15 protein-coding genes and 1 pseudogene are annotated in these 18,122 nt (G+C 45.8%); 8 read left to right on the top strand and 8 right to left on the bottom strand.

What is annotated here, in order from left to right; genetic code table 11:
- Nucleotides 1-36: 36 nt before the first annotated feature.
- The 3 genes from ftsX to ftsY are packed head-to-tail and all read right to left on the bottom strand — an operon-like array spanning nucleotide 37 to nucleotide 2,998.
- Nucleotides 37-963 carry a permease-like cell division protein FtsX gene (ftsX, locus tag AC51G0_RS00565; RefSeq protein WP_496300245.1) on the bottom strand — a complete coding sequence of 309 codons (927 nt, stop codon included), beginning with the start codon at nucleotides 961-963 and terminating at the stop codon, nucleotides 37-39.
- Nucleotides 953-1,624: a cell division ATP-binding protein FtsE gene (gene ftsE / locus AC51G0_RS00560; protein WP_496300244.1), complete on the bottom strand. Its 672-nt coding sequence runs from the start codon at nucleotides 1,622-1,624 to the stop codon at nucleotides 953-955. The genes ftsX and ftsE overlap by 11 nt, the downstream gene beginning before the upstream one ends.
- Nucleotides 1,625-1,627: 3 nt before the next feature.
- Nucleotides 1,628-2,998, bottom strand: a complete 1,371-nt coding sequence (gene ftsY / locus AC51G0_RS00555; RefSeq protein WP_496300243.1) for a signal recognition particle-docking protein FtsY — start codon at nucleotides 2,996-2,998, stop codon at nucleotides 1,628-1,630.
- 84 nt (nucleotides 2,999-3,082) lie between these two features.
- Here ftsY and rsmD point away from each other — a divergent pair, with 84 nt between their 5' ends.
- Complete coding sequence (gene rsmD, locus AC51G0_RS00550) at nucleotides 3,083-3,688, top strand: 16S rRNA (guanine(966)-N(2))-methyltransferase RsmD (protein WP_496300242.1); 606 nt, start codon at nucleotides 3,083-3,085, stop codon at nucleotides 3,686-3,688.
- Nucleotides 3,685-3,951: a DUF1145 domain-containing protein gene (locus AC51G0_RS00545; RefSeq protein ID WP_496300241.1), complete on the top strand. Its 267-nt coding sequence runs from the start codon at nucleotides 3,685-3,687 to the stop codon at nucleotides 3,949-3,951. The genes rsmD and AC51G0_RS00545 overlap by 4 nt, the downstream gene beginning before the upstream one ends.
- A gap of 123 nt (nucleotides 3,952-4,074) precedes the next feature.
- On the opposite strand, the pseudogene AC51G0_RS00540 reads toward AC51G0_RS00545, so the two are convergent.
- Nucleotides 4,075-4,428, bottom strand: a pseudogene (locus AC51G0_RS00540) (MarC family protein); the annotation flags it as partial.
- A 136-nt stretch (nucleotides 4,429-4,564) separates the two neighbouring features.
- On the opposite strand from AC51G0_RS00540, the gene gmtY reads away from it, so the two are divergent.
- From gmtY to AC51G0_RS00515, 5 genes are read left to right on the top strand one after another with little or no spacing between them, the layout of a single operon-like run.
- Nucleotides 4,565-6,046, top strand: coding sequence for a gamma-mobile-trio recombinase GmtY (gmtY, locus tag AC51G0_RS00535; RefSeq protein ID WP_496300240.1), 1,482 nt, complete (start codon nucleotides 4,565-4,567; stop codon nucleotides 6,044-6,046).
- Nucleotides 6,043-10,143 (top strand): VPA1269 family protein, encoded by a 4,101-nt coding sequence (locus AC51G0_RS00530; RefSeq protein WP_496300239.1) that lies wholly within the window; start codon nucleotides 6,043-6,045, stop codon nucleotides 10,141-10,143. Before gmtY ends, AC51G0_RS00530 begins: the two co-directional genes overlap by 4 nt.
- Nucleotides 10,130-10,789 (top strand): gamma-mobile-trio protein GmtX, encoded by a 660-nt coding sequence (gmtX, locus tag AC51G0_RS00525; RefSeq protein WP_496300238.1) that lies wholly within the window; start codon nucleotides 10,130-10,132, stop codon nucleotides 10,787-10,789. Before AC51G0_RS00530 ends, gmtX begins: the two co-directional genes overlap by 14 nt.
- Nucleotides 10,789-11,247, top strand: coding sequence for a VPA1267 family protein (locus AC51G0_RS00520; RefSeq protein WP_496300237.1), 459 nt, complete (start codon nucleotides 10,789-10,791; stop codon nucleotides 11,245-11,247). The genes gmtX and AC51G0_RS00520 overlap by 1 nt, the downstream gene beginning before the upstream one ends.
- Entirely contained in the window at nucleotides 11,244-13,472 is a 2,229-nt protein-coding gene (locus tag AC51G0_RS00515) for an AAA family ATPase (RefSeq protein ID WP_496300236.1), read from the top strand. Before AC51G0_RS00520 ends, AC51G0_RS00515 begins: the two co-directional genes overlap by 4 nt.
- A 102-nt stretch (nucleotides 13,473-13,574) precedes the next feature.
- On the opposite strand, the gene AC51G0_RS00510 is transcribed toward AC51G0_RS00515, so the two are convergent.
- The gene (locus AC51G0_RS00510; protein WP_496300235.1) at nucleotides 13,575-14,447 is read right to left on the bottom strand and encodes a hypothetical protein; all 873 of its coding nucleotides are present in this window, start codon (nucleotides 14,445-14,447) and stop codon (nucleotides 13,575-13,577) included.
- Between the two features lie 145 nt (nucleotides 14,448-14,592).
- Nucleotides 14,593-15,222, bottom strand: a complete 630-nt coding sequence (locus AC51G0_RS00505) for a hypothetical protein (protein ID WP_496300234.1) — start codon at nucleotides 15,220-15,222, stop codon at nucleotides 14,593-14,595.
- A 614-nt stretch (nucleotides 15,223-15,836) separates the two neighbouring features.
- On the opposite strand from AC51G0_RS00505, the gene AC51G0_RS00500 reads away from it, so the two are divergent.
- Nucleotides 15,837-16,442: a YhgN family NAAT transporter gene (locus AC51G0_RS00500; RefSeq protein WP_496300233.1), complete on the top strand. Its 606-nt coding sequence runs from the start codon at nucleotides 15,837-15,839 to the stop codon at nucleotides 16,440-16,442.
- A 346-nt stretch (nucleotides 16,443-16,788) separates the two neighbouring features.
- Here AC51G0_RS00500 and AC51G0_RS00495 read toward each other — a convergent pair whose 3' ends face one another.
- On the bottom strand, nucleotides 16,789-17,346 hold the full coding sequence (locus AC51G0_RS00495; RefSeq protein ID WP_496300232.1) for a hypothetical protein: 558 nt from the start codon (nucleotides 17,344-17,346) through the stop codon (nucleotides 16,789-16,791).
- A complete protein-coding gene (locus tag AC51G0_RS00490) occupies nucleotides 17,339-18,061 on the bottom strand; it encodes an adenylate/guanylate cyclase domain-containing protein (protein ID WP_496300231.1) in 723 nt (240 codons plus the stop codon). The genes AC51G0_RS00495 and AC51G0_RS00490 overlap by 8 nt, the downstream gene beginning before the upstream one ends.
- Nucleotides 18,062-18,122 lie beyond the last annotated feature (61 nt).

The following is an 18,122-nucleotide window of genomic DNA, read 5'->3' as shown; positions in this document are numbered from 1 at the left end:
GTCGCGTAATTTACATCATTTATAGATTCAAAAACGTCAGATAGGTTCAATTTCTTTCAAATGGCGGCCAGCAGATAAACGTGCTGCAAGCAGGCCAAGAAACGATGCAATCATCAGCAAAATCAGTGTTTCATCCCAGCGTAAACCTACCAGGCGAAAACCGCTGTCATATAGAGACGCCAATTTAGCGACCGCACCATCAAGCAGTATAGTGACGATAGCCGTTAATACCCAAGCCACAGTCCCGCCAATCAACCCATACCAGGCACCGGTATAGAGATAAGGACGGAGTATGAAACTATCCGTCGCGCCCACCAGCTTCATTACCTGAATTTCATCTTTCTGATTTTGCACCTGAAGCCGCAAGGTATTACCGACAATAAGGAACACGGCAAACAGCATCAGGCCCGACATCAACAAGGCCAAGGTAACCGCTAGATCTTTGATTGCCGCCAAACGCTGCAGCCAATCACTATCAAGCCGGACTTCATTGACGCTCGGCTCGGTACGGATCTTGGCAGCCAGCTGTATTGCCCTGTTACTGCCCTGCCAATCAGTGGCCGGACGCACCACAACCACGGCCGGAAGCGGGTTTTCATCCAGCAGGGTCAGCGCCTGGTCAAAACCGGCATGCTCACGAAAATCCGCCAGGCCCTGCTGGGGGGAGATATAATTAACCGACTCAATTTCAGGCCAGGATTGCAACTGCTCACTGAACTGGCTGGCAGCCGCCACAGGGGTGCCATGCTCCAGGTACAGTGTCAGCTGCGTCGGATTTTGCCAGGCCTGGGCCACCAGCGTGACATTCTTCGCCAGCAAGTAGAAACTGGCCGGCAGCGTCAGCGCAAAAGCCAGTACCGCCAAGGTCAGAAAGTTGCCAAGCGGACGCCGCATCAATTCGACCAGTGCCCCCTTGCATTGCTGCTGATGCACGGCAAAGAAACCTGTTTGCTTACGCGCCACGTCGTGCTACCTCCCTCAAATGCCCTTGATGAAGATCGAAGCGCCGATAGTCATGGGTCGTGAGCAAAGACGTATCATGGGTGGCCATCAGGACACTGACGCCCACCCGATTGAATTCCTCAAACAGACTCATCACCTGATGTGACAGTGCGGCATCTAAGTTTCCCGTTGGCTCATCAGCCAACAACAACCGTGGCTTGTTCACTACCGCCCGGGCAATCCCCACCCGCTGCTGCTCTCCGCCAGAGAGCTGCATCGGTAGGCAACGCGCCTTATCGAGCAGGCCGACTTTATCCAAGGCAGCAGACACTCGCCGCTTGATCTCATTTTCCGAAGCAAGTTCTATCCGCAATGGCATCGCAACATTGTCATAAACACTGCGATCCATCAGCAATTTATGATCCTGAAAAATAATCCCGATATTACGGCGCAGAAAAGGGATCTGCTTATTATCAATTCGGGTAATTTCATGACCATTAAAGAAAATCTGGCCATCACTCGGCCGTTCAATCGCACAGATCAGTTTCAGCAGGGTACTCTTACCCGCACCGGAATGGCCGGTCAAAAAAGCCATATCTGCCTGTTGCAGATGAAAATCCACTTTTTGCAGGGCTTGGCGCCCGCCGCGGTAAGCCTTACTTACCTGCTGAAACCGAATCACGATTTATTCCTCGTCACTAAACAGCGCTTCAATAAACTCATTGGCCGCAAACGGACGTAAATCATCAATACCTTCACCGATACCAATGTAACGGATTGGAATATTGAACTGATCGGCCACGGCAAAGATCACCCCACCTTTCGCCGTTCCGTCCAGCTTGGTGATCGTGATGCCCGATACCGGCGCCACTTCACTGAACAATTTAGCCTGGCTGATCGCATTCTGGCCCGTACCGGCATCCACCGTCAGCATAATTTCATGGGGTGCCTGCGGATCAACCTTCTTCATCACTCGCACAATCTTGCGCAGCTCTTCCATCAGGTTGCCTTTGTTCTGCAGGCGGCCTGCCGTATCGGCAATCACCACATCGACATTACGCGCCTTAGCCGATTCAATCGCATCAAAAATAACCGATGCGCTGTCTGCGCCAGTATGCTGGGCAACGACGGGAACGTTATTACGCTCGCCCCATACCTGCAGCTGCTCAACCGCAGCAGCACGGAAGGTGTCACCGGCAGCCAGCATCACTGACTTGCCTTCACTCTGGAACTGCTTGGCCAACTTGCCAATCGTGGTGGTTTTACCTACCCCGTTGACACCAACCATCAGGATCACATACGGCTTCTTGCTGGTATCAACCACAAGGGGTTGTTCTACTTTCTCCAGCATTTCACCCAGCTCATCTTTAAGCAGGCCATACAGGGCTTCGCCATCTTTTAGATCCTTGCGACCAGCCTTTTCGGTCAGGTTTTCAATGATCTTCAGTGTGGTATCCATACCGACATCAGCAATCAGCAGCTGTTCTTCCAGCTCCTCGAATAAATCATCGTCAATTTTTTTACCACTAAACAGGCCAAAGAAGCCGGAGCCGAAGTTGGTTTTCGTCTTCTTAAGACCACGCATCAGGCGGGCAAAGAAGCCTTCACTCTTCGGTTTTTCCTGCTCCTGCACTGCGCTTTCTGCTTCCGCTACAGTCTGGGCTTCAGCCTCTTCTGCCGCTTTCGCAGCCGCCAGGGCTTCGGCCTCTTCTGCTGCTTTCGCAGCCGCCAGGGCTTCGGCCTCTTCTGCCGCTTTCGCAGCCGCCAAGGCTTCGGCCTCTTCTGCCGCTTTCGCAGCCGCCAGGGCTTCGGCCTCTTCTGCTGCTTTCACAGCCGCCAGGGCTTCGGCCTCTTCCGCTGCTTTCACAGCCGCGAGGGCTTCGGCTTCTTCCTTCGCTTTTGCTTCTGCTACTTCACCTTGAGTGGGTTCAGTTTGGGATGCGCCAGCTTCTGCTTCCACCTCTTGGTGGTCTTTGTTTTGTTCAGTTTGCTCGGTTTGTTCTTCAGAACCAAAACCCAGCCACGAAAATAATCCGCGTTTCTTTTTTTCTGCCATTGGCAAATCCTAGAGCTTGATTGGTACAATTTGCAGCCTAAAAACAGGTGTATACTATCATTTTCTAAACGGTCGAAGAAATCTATGACGAGACGCAGGCAACAATCAGGGCGAAATATGCCAAATAACCGCCGGGAAGGGTTCGTAAGAATCATCAGTGGTCGCTGGCGCGGGCGTAAACTTCCAGTCCATGATGTTGAAGGCCTCAGACCCACGACAGATCGTGTAAAAGAGACAGTTTTCAACTGGTTAGCTCAAAATCTCTATGAGGCTAACTGTCTAGATCTGTTTACCGGCAGCGGCAGCCTGAGCTTTGAAGCTTTATCGCGCGGGGCACAAAGTGTGACAATGCTCGAACTGGACAAAAAAGCCGCCGAACAATTGGAAAAAAACCGGGTAACGGTCGGTGCCGACAATGCACATATCCATAATACGGATAGCCTGGCTTTCCTCAGCAAACCAGGAACACCGTTCGATATCGTCTTTATCGACCCACCATTTCGTAAGAATTTGCTACAGGATGTGATCACGCTACTGGAAACCAATGGCTGGTTAGCTCCCCATGCAATCATCTATATTGAAGCCGAAAAAGAGCTTGGTGATCCCGAGACGCCGGCCCACTGGCATTTACACAAGGAAAAAACAGCCGGTCAGGTTTGTTACCGGTTATTTGAAAGAGAGGAAGCATGAAAGCGCTAATTGTATTGGCAAAAGCCGCTATCGGATTTGTCTGGCTGGTACTGCTGGTTAATATTTTCCACCCCTTCCCAGGCGTTGCTGCCATAGCACTGTATATTATGACGGGATTCCTGCTCATGATGCACGGCCTGCAAATGCTGATCTTCATCGGTGCCTTCGGTGACAAGATCACCATGAGCCGCTGGGAAAAATGGTCGATACTGATCTTCGGTATCTTTGCCCTGCTCGACATTCGCCGCAAACATATGATGTAAAGCGAGAAGCGAGAAGCGAGAAGCGAGAAGCGAGAAGCGAGAAGCGAGATCAGGTTCTGATCTCGCTTTTTTATGTCAACAACATCGGGTCAAATACTTAAGAGCATAATTCTATCTAGGTACTTAAGCGCCGATCTGGAAGAAGTTGTGTACCCCGTCCAGGAACATCTGGGTCGACATCATGATCAGCAGCAAGCCCATCAGGCGCTCGACGGCCTTCAGGCCCTTCTCACCCAGCAGGCGGTTGAACACCTCGTAAAACATCAGGATCACAAAGGATGCTCCCCATGCCAGCAATACCGCCAGCACCCAGTCCCAGGTTCGGCCCGGTTCCTGGTTTGACAGTAGCAGCAAAGAAGCCAGAACGGATGGCCCGGCAATCATCGGGATCGCCATCGGCACGATAAACGGTTCTTCCCCGGCAGCCAGTCCAGTTACCCCACCCGGCTGGGGAAAAATCATCCGAATTGCGATCAAAGATACCCCTGAAAATGTATAACATTTTTCTCTCTTTTTCTTCTCAAAATGCTTTTTAGAGTATTTACTTTGTGCACCCGAGCACATATGATACCCCTCATAAATATAATATTTAATATTTTAGGTACACATGGTTATGGACAGGTTCACCGTTATTTGCAGAGATAGAAAAGTCTCACTAGATGGATTACGAACAATTACATTGCGAGTGATCAGTTTGAACGGTGCGCTGCTGGAAACTTTCCTGCACTATCAGATCAGCAGGAGACACAAAGGGAAGACGTGGCACAGAGAAAATGCTCAAGCCATGGTTCTGCTTCTCAACTACTGGCACATAACACAAGGAAAGTTTGCCTCTCCTCGATTGATGTTTGAAGCATTTTCAGATGCGGTTTGCTATGGAACGATATTAGCCGATGGCTCAGACCCAACAGGGCTGCGCTGGCACCCACGCAGTGCTGCTCAAGCAAACAAGTTAATAAAATACATTACGGCATACTCGGATTGGCTGTTTCATGAAACTGGTGAGGAATCAGCATTGCTGAACCCGCTCCGTATGGCAACGCCATATGAAAAAATGCTGAACCTAGCAGCCTATCACCACCGAAAGAACAACTCCTTTCTAAAGCATACCTTTGATAACTCAAAAACTAGCAAACAAGCGGAGTATGTGCGGTCTGTCGGAAGGCACAAGGAGCCTCAAACTACAGAAGTGACATACAAATTCCCTAAAAAGAAAACATGGGCAGTAATTGAAGAGGGCTTCACTATCCGTGGCTCTAAAACAGGCGATCCTGTTCACAAGCGCCTAGATTTGGCAAAAGTACTGGCTTTTATACTCATGCGCTTCTGTGGGCTCAGGATTTCCGAGTCTCTTAATGTATATGTGTGTGATATCTCAGTTGATCCTGTTTTGACCAACAGACAACTAGATAAGAAAATACCTTTAGTTAAAGTTCATCACCCAGAGAAGGGCTTTGCTCCAGACGAATGGCGTAAAAAATACAACAAGCCAACTGCGACCAGAGCACAGTACCTAGCAGCTGAGTACGCAATGCTGCCACGAGACGACACAAGCTCTCCAAAATCGCTATACACAGGTTGGAAAAACCCTGTCTTAATCAAAGATCAATATTACATGGTTGCGTACTTCAATAATGCGCAAGCAGCTGAAATATTCATGATTTACTGGCAGCTGTATTTGAAATATCAAGCTCCTAGAAATCAATCTCACCCCTTTGCTTTTTCCAATCTCAAGAATGGAAAACCATTATCTTACAAAGCAATGCAAGACGGACTTAAACGAGCTGTGGAAAAGGTTGGGTTAGTCAGTAGGAAGAGTGAAGGCACTACACCTCACGGCCTCCGCCATCTGTTTAAGGACGAGCTGGAAGACCTTGGTCTAAGTCAGCAATTCATCATGAGCATGATGCACCACAAGAGCATCAAGTCCCAAGGCTCCTACGGTCACAAAACACATGAAGATATTCGAACAGCAATGATTGAGGCTGAAAGCAAAGCGTGCGCCTCAACAGCAGAAAGATCCAAGTTACAAGCAATAAAACACGAAGAACTATCGCCAGATGCCCAGCTTCTGGCGATCAAGGAGTCAGCATGAGCAAAAAATACGAAACACTGGAAGAAGCCTCTGCTGCTACGTTAGCCCTGTTCAAAGATCTGGGTAAAAAGCCAACAGCAGCCTTGTATCGGAAGTATTACAAGGAAGACCCAAGACTCCCAGCAAACCCTGCCAAATTTTATGACAACTTCACCTCATGGCCTGAATTCTGGGGTAAAGAAGCACCTGTTGATAAATACGAAACACTGGAAGAAGCCTCGGCAGCTGCGTTTGCCCTGCTCAAGGAACATGGCATCAAAGAGCCTTCTCAGCGCTTATATAAGAAGTATTACAAGGAAGATCCAAGACTCCCAGCAAACCCTGCCAAATTTTATGACAACTTCACCTCATGGCCTGAATTCTTGGGTAAAGAAACACCTGTTGATAAATATGAAACACTGGAAGAAGCCTCGGCAGCTGCGTTTGCCCTGTTCAAGAAACATGGCATCAAAGAGCCTTCAAAACGCTTATATAAGAAGTATTACAAGGAAGACCCGAAGCTCCCATCAACCCCTGACGCATCTTATGACAGCTTCACCTCATGGCCTGAATTCTTAGGAAAAAAAGCGCCAGTTAAAAAATACGAAACACTGGAAGAAGCCTCGACAGCTGCGTTTGCCCTGTTCAAGAAACATGGCATTAAAGAGCCCTCTGTTAGCTTATACTACAGGTATTACAAAGAAGACCCGAGACTCCCAGTAAGCCCTAACGTATGTTATGACAGCTTCATCTCATGGCCTGAATTCTTGGGTAAGGAAGTACCTGTTGATAAATACGAAACACTAGAAGAAGCCTCGACAGCTGCGTTTGCCCTGTTTAATAAACACGGCATCAAAGAGCCTTCTATTAGCTTATACAACAAGCATTACAAGGAAGACCCGAGGCTCCCAGTAAACCCTAACGTATGTTATGACAGCTTCATCTCATGGCCTGAATTCTTGGGTAAGATTAATTATTACCCTACAGAAAAAGAAGCACTTACTCGTTTTAAGGTGCTGATTGGTAACGCCGAACCTACAAAAATTGCGTATGCTGCAATTCGTTCAATGGATGAAAAACTACCAGTAGATCCAGTTAGATGCTACGGCTTACCTAATTGGTCATCATTTTTATGTAAGCGATTTTACAAGACTTGGCAGGAGGCATCTCAGGCCGCTCGTAAAATTGTACCTGTTCAGGAGCAAACAAGAACTGGCTATAGCAAGTACTACAAACTAGACCCTGAGCTTCATTCTAATCCTGATAAACATTACCCAGACTTCCCGTGCTGGGATGTCTTCTTTGGACGTGAAGTTAAAGAAAAATACACTCTAGAGGAAGCCAGAGCGTTCTGTCGTGAACGAGAACTTTGGTCGCGTACAGAATACAACCAATACTACCATAGTAACAAACGCTTGCCGTCAAACCCATCAGATTACTATGGTTTTGAATCATATAAGGATTTTCTTCAGATTAATTATTGGTCACTTGAAGAGGTGAAACAATATTGCCATGAAAATCGCATCACAATACTTGATCAATACAAAGAGCATGCCAAACAGCACCCGAAGCTAAAGGTTAATCCAGATCAGATCGATGGTTATAAAAATTCGAAAGACATCCTGTGGAAGCCAGCAACATTCCAGTCTCTTTTAGATGTTGGCCTAACTACATGGGCGGAACTTGCTGAAGAGTATTGCGGCAAGCTAAAGTGCAATGTTAGCGGAACCCAAGGACGGATTAAGCACTTCCTAATACACTGCCTGCCATTTATTCACAAAGTCAATGCATATGAGATGGTAGCGCCATTTTTTAAGCGTAGGCATGAAGTGCCCTCTATTGAGAGCTACATAAACTCACTGTCTGCGAGCCAGCAAAACAACGCCCAAAAAAATATGATTGTTGGCTTTCTGAAATATGTATTCGATAAGTCATTCTATATCGAAGATGAAGGTACTGGTGAACGAACCCCTGTCGGGAGCTTTAGTCTGTACCATATTCCTTACATGAACGTGGATATCGACACTGACACCGATAACAAAACGGGAACAAACAAACCGGACTTGCCTTATGAATACGTCGTTAAGGCTCGCGAGCATTTGATCCCTGAATTTGTAGAGGAAAATGGCAAGCAAGTCCATTGTGAATACTTTCGTCAGCTGAGCGTGGCTCAAGAGCTTAGTAGCGCCGACTGGTATGAAGTTGATGAGTCCCTTATCGACAAAGATGACAAAAACTGCGTGTGGCGTACACGCACAAAATCCAAAAGCATTGATGGTAAGCGACGCAGCAAGATAACAGTCTATGAAATATGGTCACCAGTACGTGCTGTGGCGCTTTACTGCTTGCTTAACCTACCCACTCGCGGCCAGCAAATTCTGTGGCTCGACTCTGGTGAAGCCGATGAATTCAAGCTTATCAATAAAGGTTTCAAATCTATCAATCTGGATGAAAAAGTTCAGCTTGTGCCTGATTTTGAGTGGATCAAAAACGATAATCCGCTTACTGGTATGCAAAAAAAGCCAAACCTCGGTGTATTACATAAGATGGGTGACGAAGTTGGTATGTTCACCAACACCAACAAAACGGGCAAACCGTTTGTATCGTCCTACATTCCAACCCGCATTATTCCATGGCTTATCCGCCTAAGAGACTGGCAATCTCAATACAATCCTTTAAAAGAGCCGACACGTTGGGTGGATATTCATTTCCCTAAGAAGCAAAGGCCATCCGACGCGGTGTTAACCAAGCGCGGTACTCAGTGTTTTCTGTTCCGTAACCCAACAAACAGCAACCGTTCAATAAATACAGCAAGTTATCAACCGTATAATCAAGGAATTTTTGCTAATGCATTAGCGAAAATCCTATACGAAATTCAGGATGAATCCTTCCCTCTGGCGGAGAAGAGAAGGGCAGAATACCATTCTAAATACACCCCTCACTGTATGCGAGTAACCTTGATTACTGCACTAGTGCTGTATGGGGATGTGCCTCTTCACGTTCTGATGAAGGTAGTTGGTCATGCGCAAATCATCATGACCATACATTACACAAAAGTCACACACGCAGACATTGTTCATAAGGTTGGCGCGGGTGAGAAAAAGGCCTTGGAGCGGTCACAAGACCGTAAAAATGCCCTACTTATGGAAGACAAAATCCATAATCACAAGGCCGAATTGCTAATCCCAGAAGACTCAGCTCTACACGCCCCTGATTGGCCTAAAGCATCTATTCAGTTCTTCGATTATGGTCTATGTCCATATGGAGGAACTCGCTGTCATGATGGTGGCGAAGAGCGAGAAGAAACAAAAAATCACTCTACCCTCACTCGCTTTAACCCTGTTCCCGCTGGGTACTTGGGGCGTCAAAACTGCTTCCGATGCAGGCACTTTGTCACAGGTGCAACTTACATGGGTGGTTTGGTAGCCAAGGGGAACGAAATCGCTGAGGCAAGGCAGCACGTATTAAACAAAACACTGGATATTAACGATGAAATCGAAAGACTGGATGAGCAGGTCTACGACTTTGAGGTGAGCGGGAAAGAAGCGCCTGTCGAAGTCAAAATGGAATACAAGCGACTCAACAACTTGCTTGAACAAGAGCAAACTCGTTGTGACATGCTGTCCTGTGACTTCTTGTCAGCATTCCAATTAACCAATAGCGCTATCGAGCTACTGAACAAACCTGTATCCAATGGCGAGAAAGTACCGATGCTTATGAACACCGATAAGCTTTCGATTAGTGTTGATGAAGTTTCGCACCACCAAGCTCTTGCCGAAGTCTGTGAAAATGCAGAAATATTCACATCTGCTAATGCCGATAGTGCCGTGAACCGCCGTAGCCAGCTACTCGACAAAATGCTAGCTGAAAACAACATTCCCCCTCAGTTCTTCAGGCTCAATGAGAGGCAGCAGTTGGCACTAGGTAACCACCTAACTCAGACCATGCTAGCTCGCCTCGGCGGCTGGGGTGAGCTTAATAATGTCCTTGATGGTAAACGACCACTGGATGTTCTAGGCCATACCAGTGATTCAGACCTAATTCCGCTATCTGAAGATGTTAAAGCCCTACTAGAAAACGCTAATAAATTAGAGGATCGTTCTCGTGAATACGCCTAATAACCAAACCAAAATCGCTTATGAGGCAATCTGCGAACAAGCCAAGTCCAACAAGGCTCGAAAGAGCCTTGGGATTATAAATGATATTTGTCTGGAACAATTGCAATCTGGTGAGATTAATTTCTCTGTAGCAAATATCGGGGCGCACTCTGAGAAGAAAGGTGGCCCCAGCACACAGGCTATCCGCAATACGTCTGGGCAACTATATCGGGACTTGATTAACGTCTATGCCGAATCTGTAGCAAAGTCAGTCTCTCCGGCTATTCGAAACAAAGAACACGACTGGGTTAATGACATCGAAAGCCAGACTATACAGTGGTTAGTTCGTGATTTGATAGCTGCGAAGACAGCACTGACAGCAGAGGTAAACCAACTGAAAAGCGACTTGCACAACGCCGAAGTGCCAATTCAGGTGGTCAGTAAAAATGCCCTGAATCCTGAATTGGATGCTCTGCCTAGCAAGGCAAGCTATACGGATAGCGAGATTAATGCTCTCAAGTCAGCCATCGACCCCAACCACCTAAGGCGCAAAGGACTGAGTATTGGTGAGCGCGGTGAAATTATCGGTGCAGACGACAAGCCTGTTTTTAAACCGGGGTTTGTTCGGGCTATTGAAAAGACATTGGATGTTAATGGAGATGAATAATGGCTAATGGACAAGAACTTGGAAAGGAAAACGTCGATAAGTTCGAGGGTTGGCGTGCGTCTCTGACTGATGATGATTATCGTGAAATGGAATATCGGGGCAACCTTAAACGAAGTGCAATAGCCAAAGGATGTGGCTTTGCCAAGTCCGTATTGCAGCAAAACCCAGCAGTAAAAAAGCTGCTTGGCGAACTGGAATCTGAGCTTCGCGAACGTGGTTTGCTTCCACCGCTTAAAGTGGAAAAGTCTCGCCCCGACAGTGAGCCTCAGGAGCTAGACCAAGCTCAAATTAAGCGTGATAAACAAGGGATTCACCTCCGCCGAGTAGAACAAGAAGTCGTAGAACTAAGAGCTAGGGTTGTAGATTTAGAGAAAGAAAAGGCCGAACTGGAGCGAAAATTGGAGCGTTTTGAAGCCCTAGGTTCAGCGCTGGCCGACGTCGGGAGGCTGCCACGATGAAAACCAGCCGTTACGATATTCGCATAACCTCGATCTGGAACACCAAAGGCAAAACCATCACTTTTTGCGGTATGCCGCTAAAAGGCTCTATGCGAGCCTCTACAAAGAAACTCATTGTAGTCAAGGCGGACATCAAGTTGTTCCCAATGATGCCCGTAATAGGTCAGCACTGGCGTGTTTCTGGCACCAAAACAGAAAGACAGGTGCAGCATAATGGTTTCATCCAGACTCAGGTGGATGTTCAGGCAAAGCGGCTACGTGTCACCATGCCGGAAACTGACGATAACTTTGTCGAATTTGTAGCTTCGGACAAGGAATTTGTTGGTGTTGGCGATGTGTACGCGAGGAGACTCTGGAATAAGTTCCAAAAGTTACAATTGGACATCTACCAAACCCTCAATGACGGCAACACCGAAATGCTTGAGCTGGTGCTGACCAAAAAAACCGCCCAAACGATGGTCGAAGCTTGGAAGAAATACTCCAATCTCAAGCACCTCCACTGGTTTGCTGAGCACGCCGTACCACCATACATAAGCTCAAAGATCATGAAATATCACGATGAGAGAGCGATTGAGCAAGTCCAAGCAAATCCATACATCCTGCAAGCCTTTGGCATGAACTTTGATGAGGTTGATGAGCTCTCCCTGAGAATCTTCAAAAAAGCTGAGGAAAGCAAACAAGAAAGCGAGTCTGAAGGCACTTCCGAAAGTGAAAAACAGGAAAGCGACTATGAGGGCGACCCTTATGCTGAATTTAAAAGCGATCCGCGACGTCTTGTCGCTGCTGTTGAGGAGGCTCTTTATCGCTACACCAAGCGAGGGCATACGGTTGCAACTCATAGCGACTTGAAACCTATTCTGAATCGGGTGCTCGATAGCTCAGAGTTGGCGACAGAAGCGCTAATGGTGTCCTATGAGAAAGGCGATTTCATCATTGATGATGAAGGCAACTATCACCCAACAGCCGCTTTGGTTATGGAAAAGGTTGTGGCACACCGATTCCTTCATCTGGCTGGCAGTAAAAACGAGTGGGATGGCCGATTTGATGAAGCACTAGCGCATGGCATGGAAGACCTTCAATTCCCCCTACTGGAACGGCAAGCTGAAGCGATTTGCTCAAGCCTGATTAACCCAATTTCGGTGCTTACTGGCGGTGCAGGTACGGGCAAAACCACAGTTCTTAGAGTCATTCTCCGCGCCTATCAGAAGCTTGGATACCAGATTTACCCAATGGCTTTGGCTGGCCGTGCCGCAAAACGAATTAAGGAAGGGACTGGTTTCCATGCCAGCACCATCGCAGGCTTCCTGAAAAACGTTACCATCAAAGACGATGAGCAAGCAATTATCGTTATCGATGAAGCGTCCATGGTTGATCTACACACCATGTATAAGCTTGTTATGGCTCTGCACAATGACGTTCGAATCCTATTGGTTGGCGACCCAGCCCAGCTCTCACCTATTGGCTATGGCCTTGTTCTGCATGACGTTGTTAAAACGAACTCTATTGCCGGAACAGAGCTAAATATCGTGAAGCGACAGAAGGGCTCTACTGGCATTCCTGAGTTCACCCTAGCGGTTCGTAATGGGCAAGTGCCAGAATTTACCAGCCCTAACATCAGGTTCCATTTCGCTCAGCCAGAATCGTTGAACGAGAAAATTACGGAGCTGTACGCCGAAGACCCAGCCAACAGCCAAGTTGTAGGGGCGACCTATAGTGCAATCAATGGTGGTATCAACGTTATAAACAACCTTTGTCAGGAAATGTGCAACCCTGCGGGGCAAAGGCTGGAATTCAATATGTATGGCGACCATATGTACCTAAATATCAGGGTTGGCGACCCTATCATCTTCACTGAAAACGAATGGGATGAAGATGTTCAGAATGGCACTATGGGACGCTTAATCAGCACTGGAGGTGACACCCAATTTGGTGTGGTGGAACTGGATGATGGACGCACAATAGAACTCACGGAGTCACTGGTTAACATCATGCATCCAGCCTATGCGGTAAGCCTACACAAGGCTCAGGGTAGCCAGTTCCCAAGGGTAATTGTGGCGCTCACTGGTTCCGCAATGATTGACCGTTCATGGATTTATACCGCTCTAACCCGTGCAGAGAAATACATCGAGATTGTAGGGACACCACAGCAATTCGAAGCCGCAATTCGACGGGTTAGTGCAGCTGAACGGCGTAATACAACATTGCATCGTCTGTTGGCTGCATAAGTGCAGCCATATAGAAAAGGGGCAGAAGCTTGTTAGATTATTTGGATAATTCGATATAGTGCAGATTAGTAGATGTACGGCAAGCTTGATTGAATCAATTTTTTATTTTGCCTGCCAAACTAGATTTTTTTCATCCATACCTTTTACAACCTTTCCTTGTGATTCAAGAAGGTAAAGTGCATCTAAAATAGAATGCTTATTAATTAAAAGAATATGTGATAACCCACGGTTAGTGAACGCTTCATTCGGTCGGGCCACCATATAATCGAACACTTGCTCTTCAATCAATTCAGCTTGTAACGACTCAGCAATTTGTATACCTGTCGCTAACTGCTCTTTGTCGAAACTATCAGTTGTTGAGTGAATTTGATGATTTCGAATCATGCGAACTTTAGTTAAGCGTTCGAATTGTTCCCATGATATCTCGCCAGTCTGCTCAAGTTGCTCCCATTTGAATGTGTGACCATAAGATATGGAGTGCTTGTTGAACTTATTACGCAACACAATTTCAAGTTGGTTCCACAATAGAATAAGATTATCTAAGCTCACAGCCTTATCGACTTTTTCAGTTTCAACGTCAAACAAGTTATTAAGCAAAACTGCTGCGATTTGTCGATATGCTTTTAGGTAACGCTCATCGACTGATAGTCCTGTACCATCGTGATATAGCTGATTTCGAATGCGGTGATAATGCTCAATGTCACCCTCATCCAAGCCTATTAACTTCAATGATGCATATTTAAACAACAAATCCACCATTTTTGGGAAGCTGTTTCCAGCTTCATCACGTTCTTTACGAGGAAATTTATAACCAGAAAGTTTTTCAGGCAATGAAAGGAACGTACGTATTGATGTCTCCACTGAGTTATCAATACTGATAAAGGCTATTCGACTATCAAATGCCGAACCTAGCTGGATATGTGAATCAGCATGTCGAAGTAATTCAAGTGCACCTGATGCCCAAGTTTTGTCCATTTATTCTCCAATTTCTGTGAAATTACTAGCGCCTTGTTGAGTAACCCGAACCGCACTACATAAGCTCCCTCATTGCACCATAAATACTTAACTCACTACAAATCTAAAATGCAGAGTGTAACTGAGTCCGCTTGAGCAATATGTGTTAAGCACGCTTGAAACCTTCATGCCTAAGTAGCGTTTCTGTAGTGACTTTTTCTGTAGTGTAGTGAGGAGTAAACTCAATAGCTTCTCTAAACTTTCTGTCACCGTTATCAACAGTGAAGCTCCAATTTTGCAATGGCATTTCAACAAACTCACCCGGTAATTGTTCCGATTGCAAATCACCTACAATGGTAAAAGTTTTCCGCTCACCATCTTCAAGCTTTAGATCATCGAAGTGTATAGCACTTTTAAGCTCGTCTTTTACCTTCTTGGTCATTTCGTCTTTAGATAACTTTAAGAAATCAAATCTAGTCTTCGGTAACCCAGAATAAATAGATAATTGGTTACTAACGAGATCGCGCCCCTCGTCTGCACCCTTGAAGCTAATAAATTTTTCTTTATTTTCAATAAAAACATGCTTTACCCATAGATTGTTGCCTTTGGCAGTTAAGCAAACATCAAATTGAAATACATAATAGCCACGATCTATATATTTTACTTTGGGTGTACCAACTTCAATTACAACAGAAGACCTTTTAAGGAATTTTTCATAGATAGTAATAGCCAAATTTGTAATACCTAACAATAGCCCACCAAAAGCAGCTACTGTTTTTATATCTTCATAAGTCATTTTTTTGCCTAAGTGTCGAACGCTTTATATACGGGAAAATTCTGCATATGATTCCATGCACAAGACAAAAACTCCTTGCCATCAATCACATAATGCGGGGTTAGAATGCAAAAACGTCAACTTCCTGCCTAGCATCACTTTGAGGCAAAAGCTATTACCCCCCGCAACTAAAAATTTATAAGCGTCACATCAATCAGACTATGTCGTGTTTCTTTGCTTTTATCGCGCAGCGACATAAGGGCGGAAAGAACGTCTGAGAGGTAGTCAGGATTCAATGCCGCCCGAAGCCCTTAACAACTTATGGGGCAAAGTTACATGCGCAGCCATGCGTGCGCCCCCTGCTAGGCCAGCTCCTGCTTCTAGTTAAGACTTTTCATAACTTTTGCCCCTCACCCACGCTGAGTACCGCTTTTTAAGCTCAAATCAACAACTCAAAACCAACATTCTGATTTTTATGGATAAAACCATTTTAAAAGAGGTGGTTATATCTGCCAATTTTGCAGTTAACTTCAGTTTAATATAGCGAAAAACTATAACTAATTAACTAAACAATAGCTAACTTGATGATATAGTAGCCCCCCCTTTCAATCTGCTATTTTTTGAGTGCTTGTTATATGGAAACAATTTCTGCTGCGGTCATGTTATTTTTAATAATTGATCCAATGGGGAACCTCCCCGTTTTCTCATCGATTTTGCGACATATCGAGAAAAAACGCAGACGTGTAATTCTTATTCGTGAGCTATTTATCGCATTAGCGATCATGCTCCTGTTCCTGTATGCAGGCGAAACAATCCTGAATTTCCTATCTCTGAAGAGAGAAGCGATTTCTATCGCAGGTGCGATAATTCTGTTCCTGATTTCGCTGAAAATGATCTTTCCTTCACATGACCCCAAAAGTCATACAGCTGCGGGTGAAGAGCCATTTATCGTGCCGCTCGCAATTCCAATGCTGGCAGGGCCATCTATTTTGGCGACGCTGATATTAATCGCGCATCAAGATCCTAGCCGGATGCTGGATTGGACTATTGCCGTAGTTCTAGCATGGGGTGCATCAGCAGTTATTTTGATGTTCGGTGAAGTCTTTGAACGAATCGTTGGTGTTCGTGGATTAGCTGCAATTGAACGCCTCATGGGTATGCTGCTATTGATGATTTCAGTACAGATGTTCCTGAATGGGATCTTTGGATACTTCGAGTACGTCAAGGATCTAGCTCCATAAAACAGTCACTTGTTGATGAAACTGAGCTCTCGCTTACGTGGCAAAGTCTTTCAGATAGGTACATAGAGCTGACGGGGCATAATCGTGCCAGATGAAGAGGCTGGCACGAAGCTGGACAGAAGCGTTTTAGAGTACCTGTACTAAAGAGCTTGTTGAGGATTAGAATAAGTATCTTGAAACCTTAAGTGTTTGCATGTTCGCGCTTGCAACTTCCGAACATCGTCAATAAATCCTTTAGTAGCTCTGTAGCAAAGTTCTCATAAACCAGATCTAACGCGAAATCAGCAATTGCTTCGATAGCCTTACCTGCAAGAATGTAAGCCGACCAAATCGGGTCGGCTTATTGTTAGCCGTTTGACTTTAAATACAATAATGCACACATACCCACAATAAACCACAGAGCGGTAATCTTGAGCGAGAAATCTAGCCGATGCATTTTGATTTCACGTATGTAAATCACCTTCATGTGCTCGAAGGACAGTTCCAACTCGATATCATCGGGCGTATCGGGATACGTTGCAGCAAAGTTCGCAATATCCTTGTCCGCCTTGATTATTTCTCTGTTTATAAGTGAGTCCAGAAACCCGAAGCGATATAGCCCGCCACCATAGAAAGTGCCTTTGCATGTACTCTCATTCACGATGTGGTTTGCAGGGTTATCAATCGCTGAGATTGTTCTCACAAGTGAGCATATCGCTAGAAACCAGAGGGCAAAAAAGACATAGGTAACAGCGTAGCACTCAATAAGAGTTGATAGCTGTTCAAGGTACTTCCAGATATGAGATATTTGTGAGAATGGTAGAAGTAGACCAGCAAGCAGTGCGCCAACCTTCACATCAGTAGCGCGAATCGTTGCTTGACAGTCTTGAATAGCTGCAACAATGAACTCTGGTTTGCTATCCATTCTCTTTGACCCATTCGTTCATAGAAGTGTTAATCACGCTTCCGTGATAGCACTGCCTAGTTTGAGACCAAGATAGTAGCTTTTTGTTGCTGTCATTCAGGTTGTTGTAGAAAAGTTCTGAAACCATCATTTCATTGTCAGACCAAGATTTGTTTCCGAATCCACAAAGTTCGGCTGCCTCGCTTACTAAGTTGCCAAGCCAGACCACTTCGTTAATACCGCTGCCTTTGTATCCAGACTTCACTAGTAGGGACTTGCCATAAGACATCCCTATGCCTACGGTTAGCTCCGAATAGCCTCGCTTGCGATATTTGATATTCAGTACATCAATCAGTGAGCTTACTCTGGCACCAGTGCTAAACAGTTCATTAATATCACTCTGATATGGTGTATCAAATATTCCCCAAACGCAGTCGCCTTCGATGCTAATTTCATTTACTTTGGAGTGATTTTTCAGTATCGCAACAAGTTCGGAGATATACGTCTTGTAAATCTTTGCTAGCACGGGTTTTGTGTGCTTTTCGTTGATAGCTTTCGAGCCTCGAATATCAACAAAAAGGGCTGAACATTCAACATTGAAACCGTTGGTAAACGTGAGGTCATCACGCGATGGGATTGATTTTTTATCTTTGTAGTCCGCGTCTGCACCTTTGAGAATTTCGTCAATTCGCTCTCTGCTTTTAGCGAAGTCGTAAGCGCTGTAGTCTGCCTTCATTCATTGTCCTTCTGTTAGTCTTGATTTCGGTATGACGCGTGAACGCCATCTTGATAACCCA

It is taken from the genome of Photobacterium sp. HL06 (genome assembly GCF_059552575.1).
Note: the sequence above shows the minus strand (reverse complement) of the source record. Positions and strands in the feature narration are given on the sequence as shown.

Excerpts from the sequence above, each read along its gene's own strand:
- ftsY (WP_496300243.1), bottom strand. The coding sequence starts at position 2,998 with ATGGCAGAAAAAAAGAAACGCGGATTATTTTCGTGGCTGGGTTTTGGT.
- rsmD (WP_496300242.1), top strand. The coding sequence starts at position 3,083 with ATGACGAGACGCAGGCAACAATCAGGGCGAAATATGCCAAATAACCGC.
- AC51G0_RS00545 (WP_496300241.1), top strand. The coding sequence starts at position 3,685 with ATGAAAGCGCTAATTGTATTGGCAAAAGCCGCTATCGGATTTGTCTGG.
- gmtY (WP_496300240.1), top strand. The coding sequence starts at position 4,565 with ATGGACAGGTTCACCGTTATTTGCAGAGATAGAAAAGTCTCACTAGAT.
- AC51G0_RS00530 (WP_496300239.1), top strand. The coding sequence starts at position 6,043 with ATGAGCAAAAAATACGAAACACTGGAAGAAGCCTCTGCTGCTACGTTA.
- AC51G0_RS00520 (WP_496300237.1), top strand. The coding sequence starts at position 10,789 with ATGGCTAATGGACAAGAACTTGGAAAGGAAAACGTCGATAAGTTCGAG.
- AC51G0_RS00515 (WP_496300236.1), top strand. The coding sequence starts at position 11,244 with ATGAAAACCAGCCGTTACGATATTCGCATAACCTCGATCTGGAACACC.
- AC51G0_RS00510 (WP_496300235.1), bottom strand. The coding sequence starts at position 14,447 with ATGGACAAAACTTGGGCATCAGGTGCACTTGAATTACTTCGACATGCT.
- AC51G0_RS00505 (WP_496300234.1), bottom strand. The coding sequence starts at position 15,222 with ATGACTTATGAAGATATAAAAACAGTAGCTGCTTTTGGTGGGCTATTG.
- AC51G0_RS00500 (WP_496300233.1), top strand. The coding sequence starts at position 15,837 with ATGGAAACAATTTCTGCTGCGGTCATGTTATTTTTAATAATTGATCCA.
- AC51G0_RS00495 (WP_496300232.1), bottom strand. The coding sequence starts at position 17,346 with ATGGATAGCAAACCAGAGTTCATTGTTGCAGCTATTCAAGACTGTCAA.
- AC51G0_RS00490 (WP_496300231.1), bottom strand. The coding sequence starts at position 18,061 with ATGAAGGCAGACTACAGCGCTTACGACTTCGCTAAAAGCAGAGAGCGA.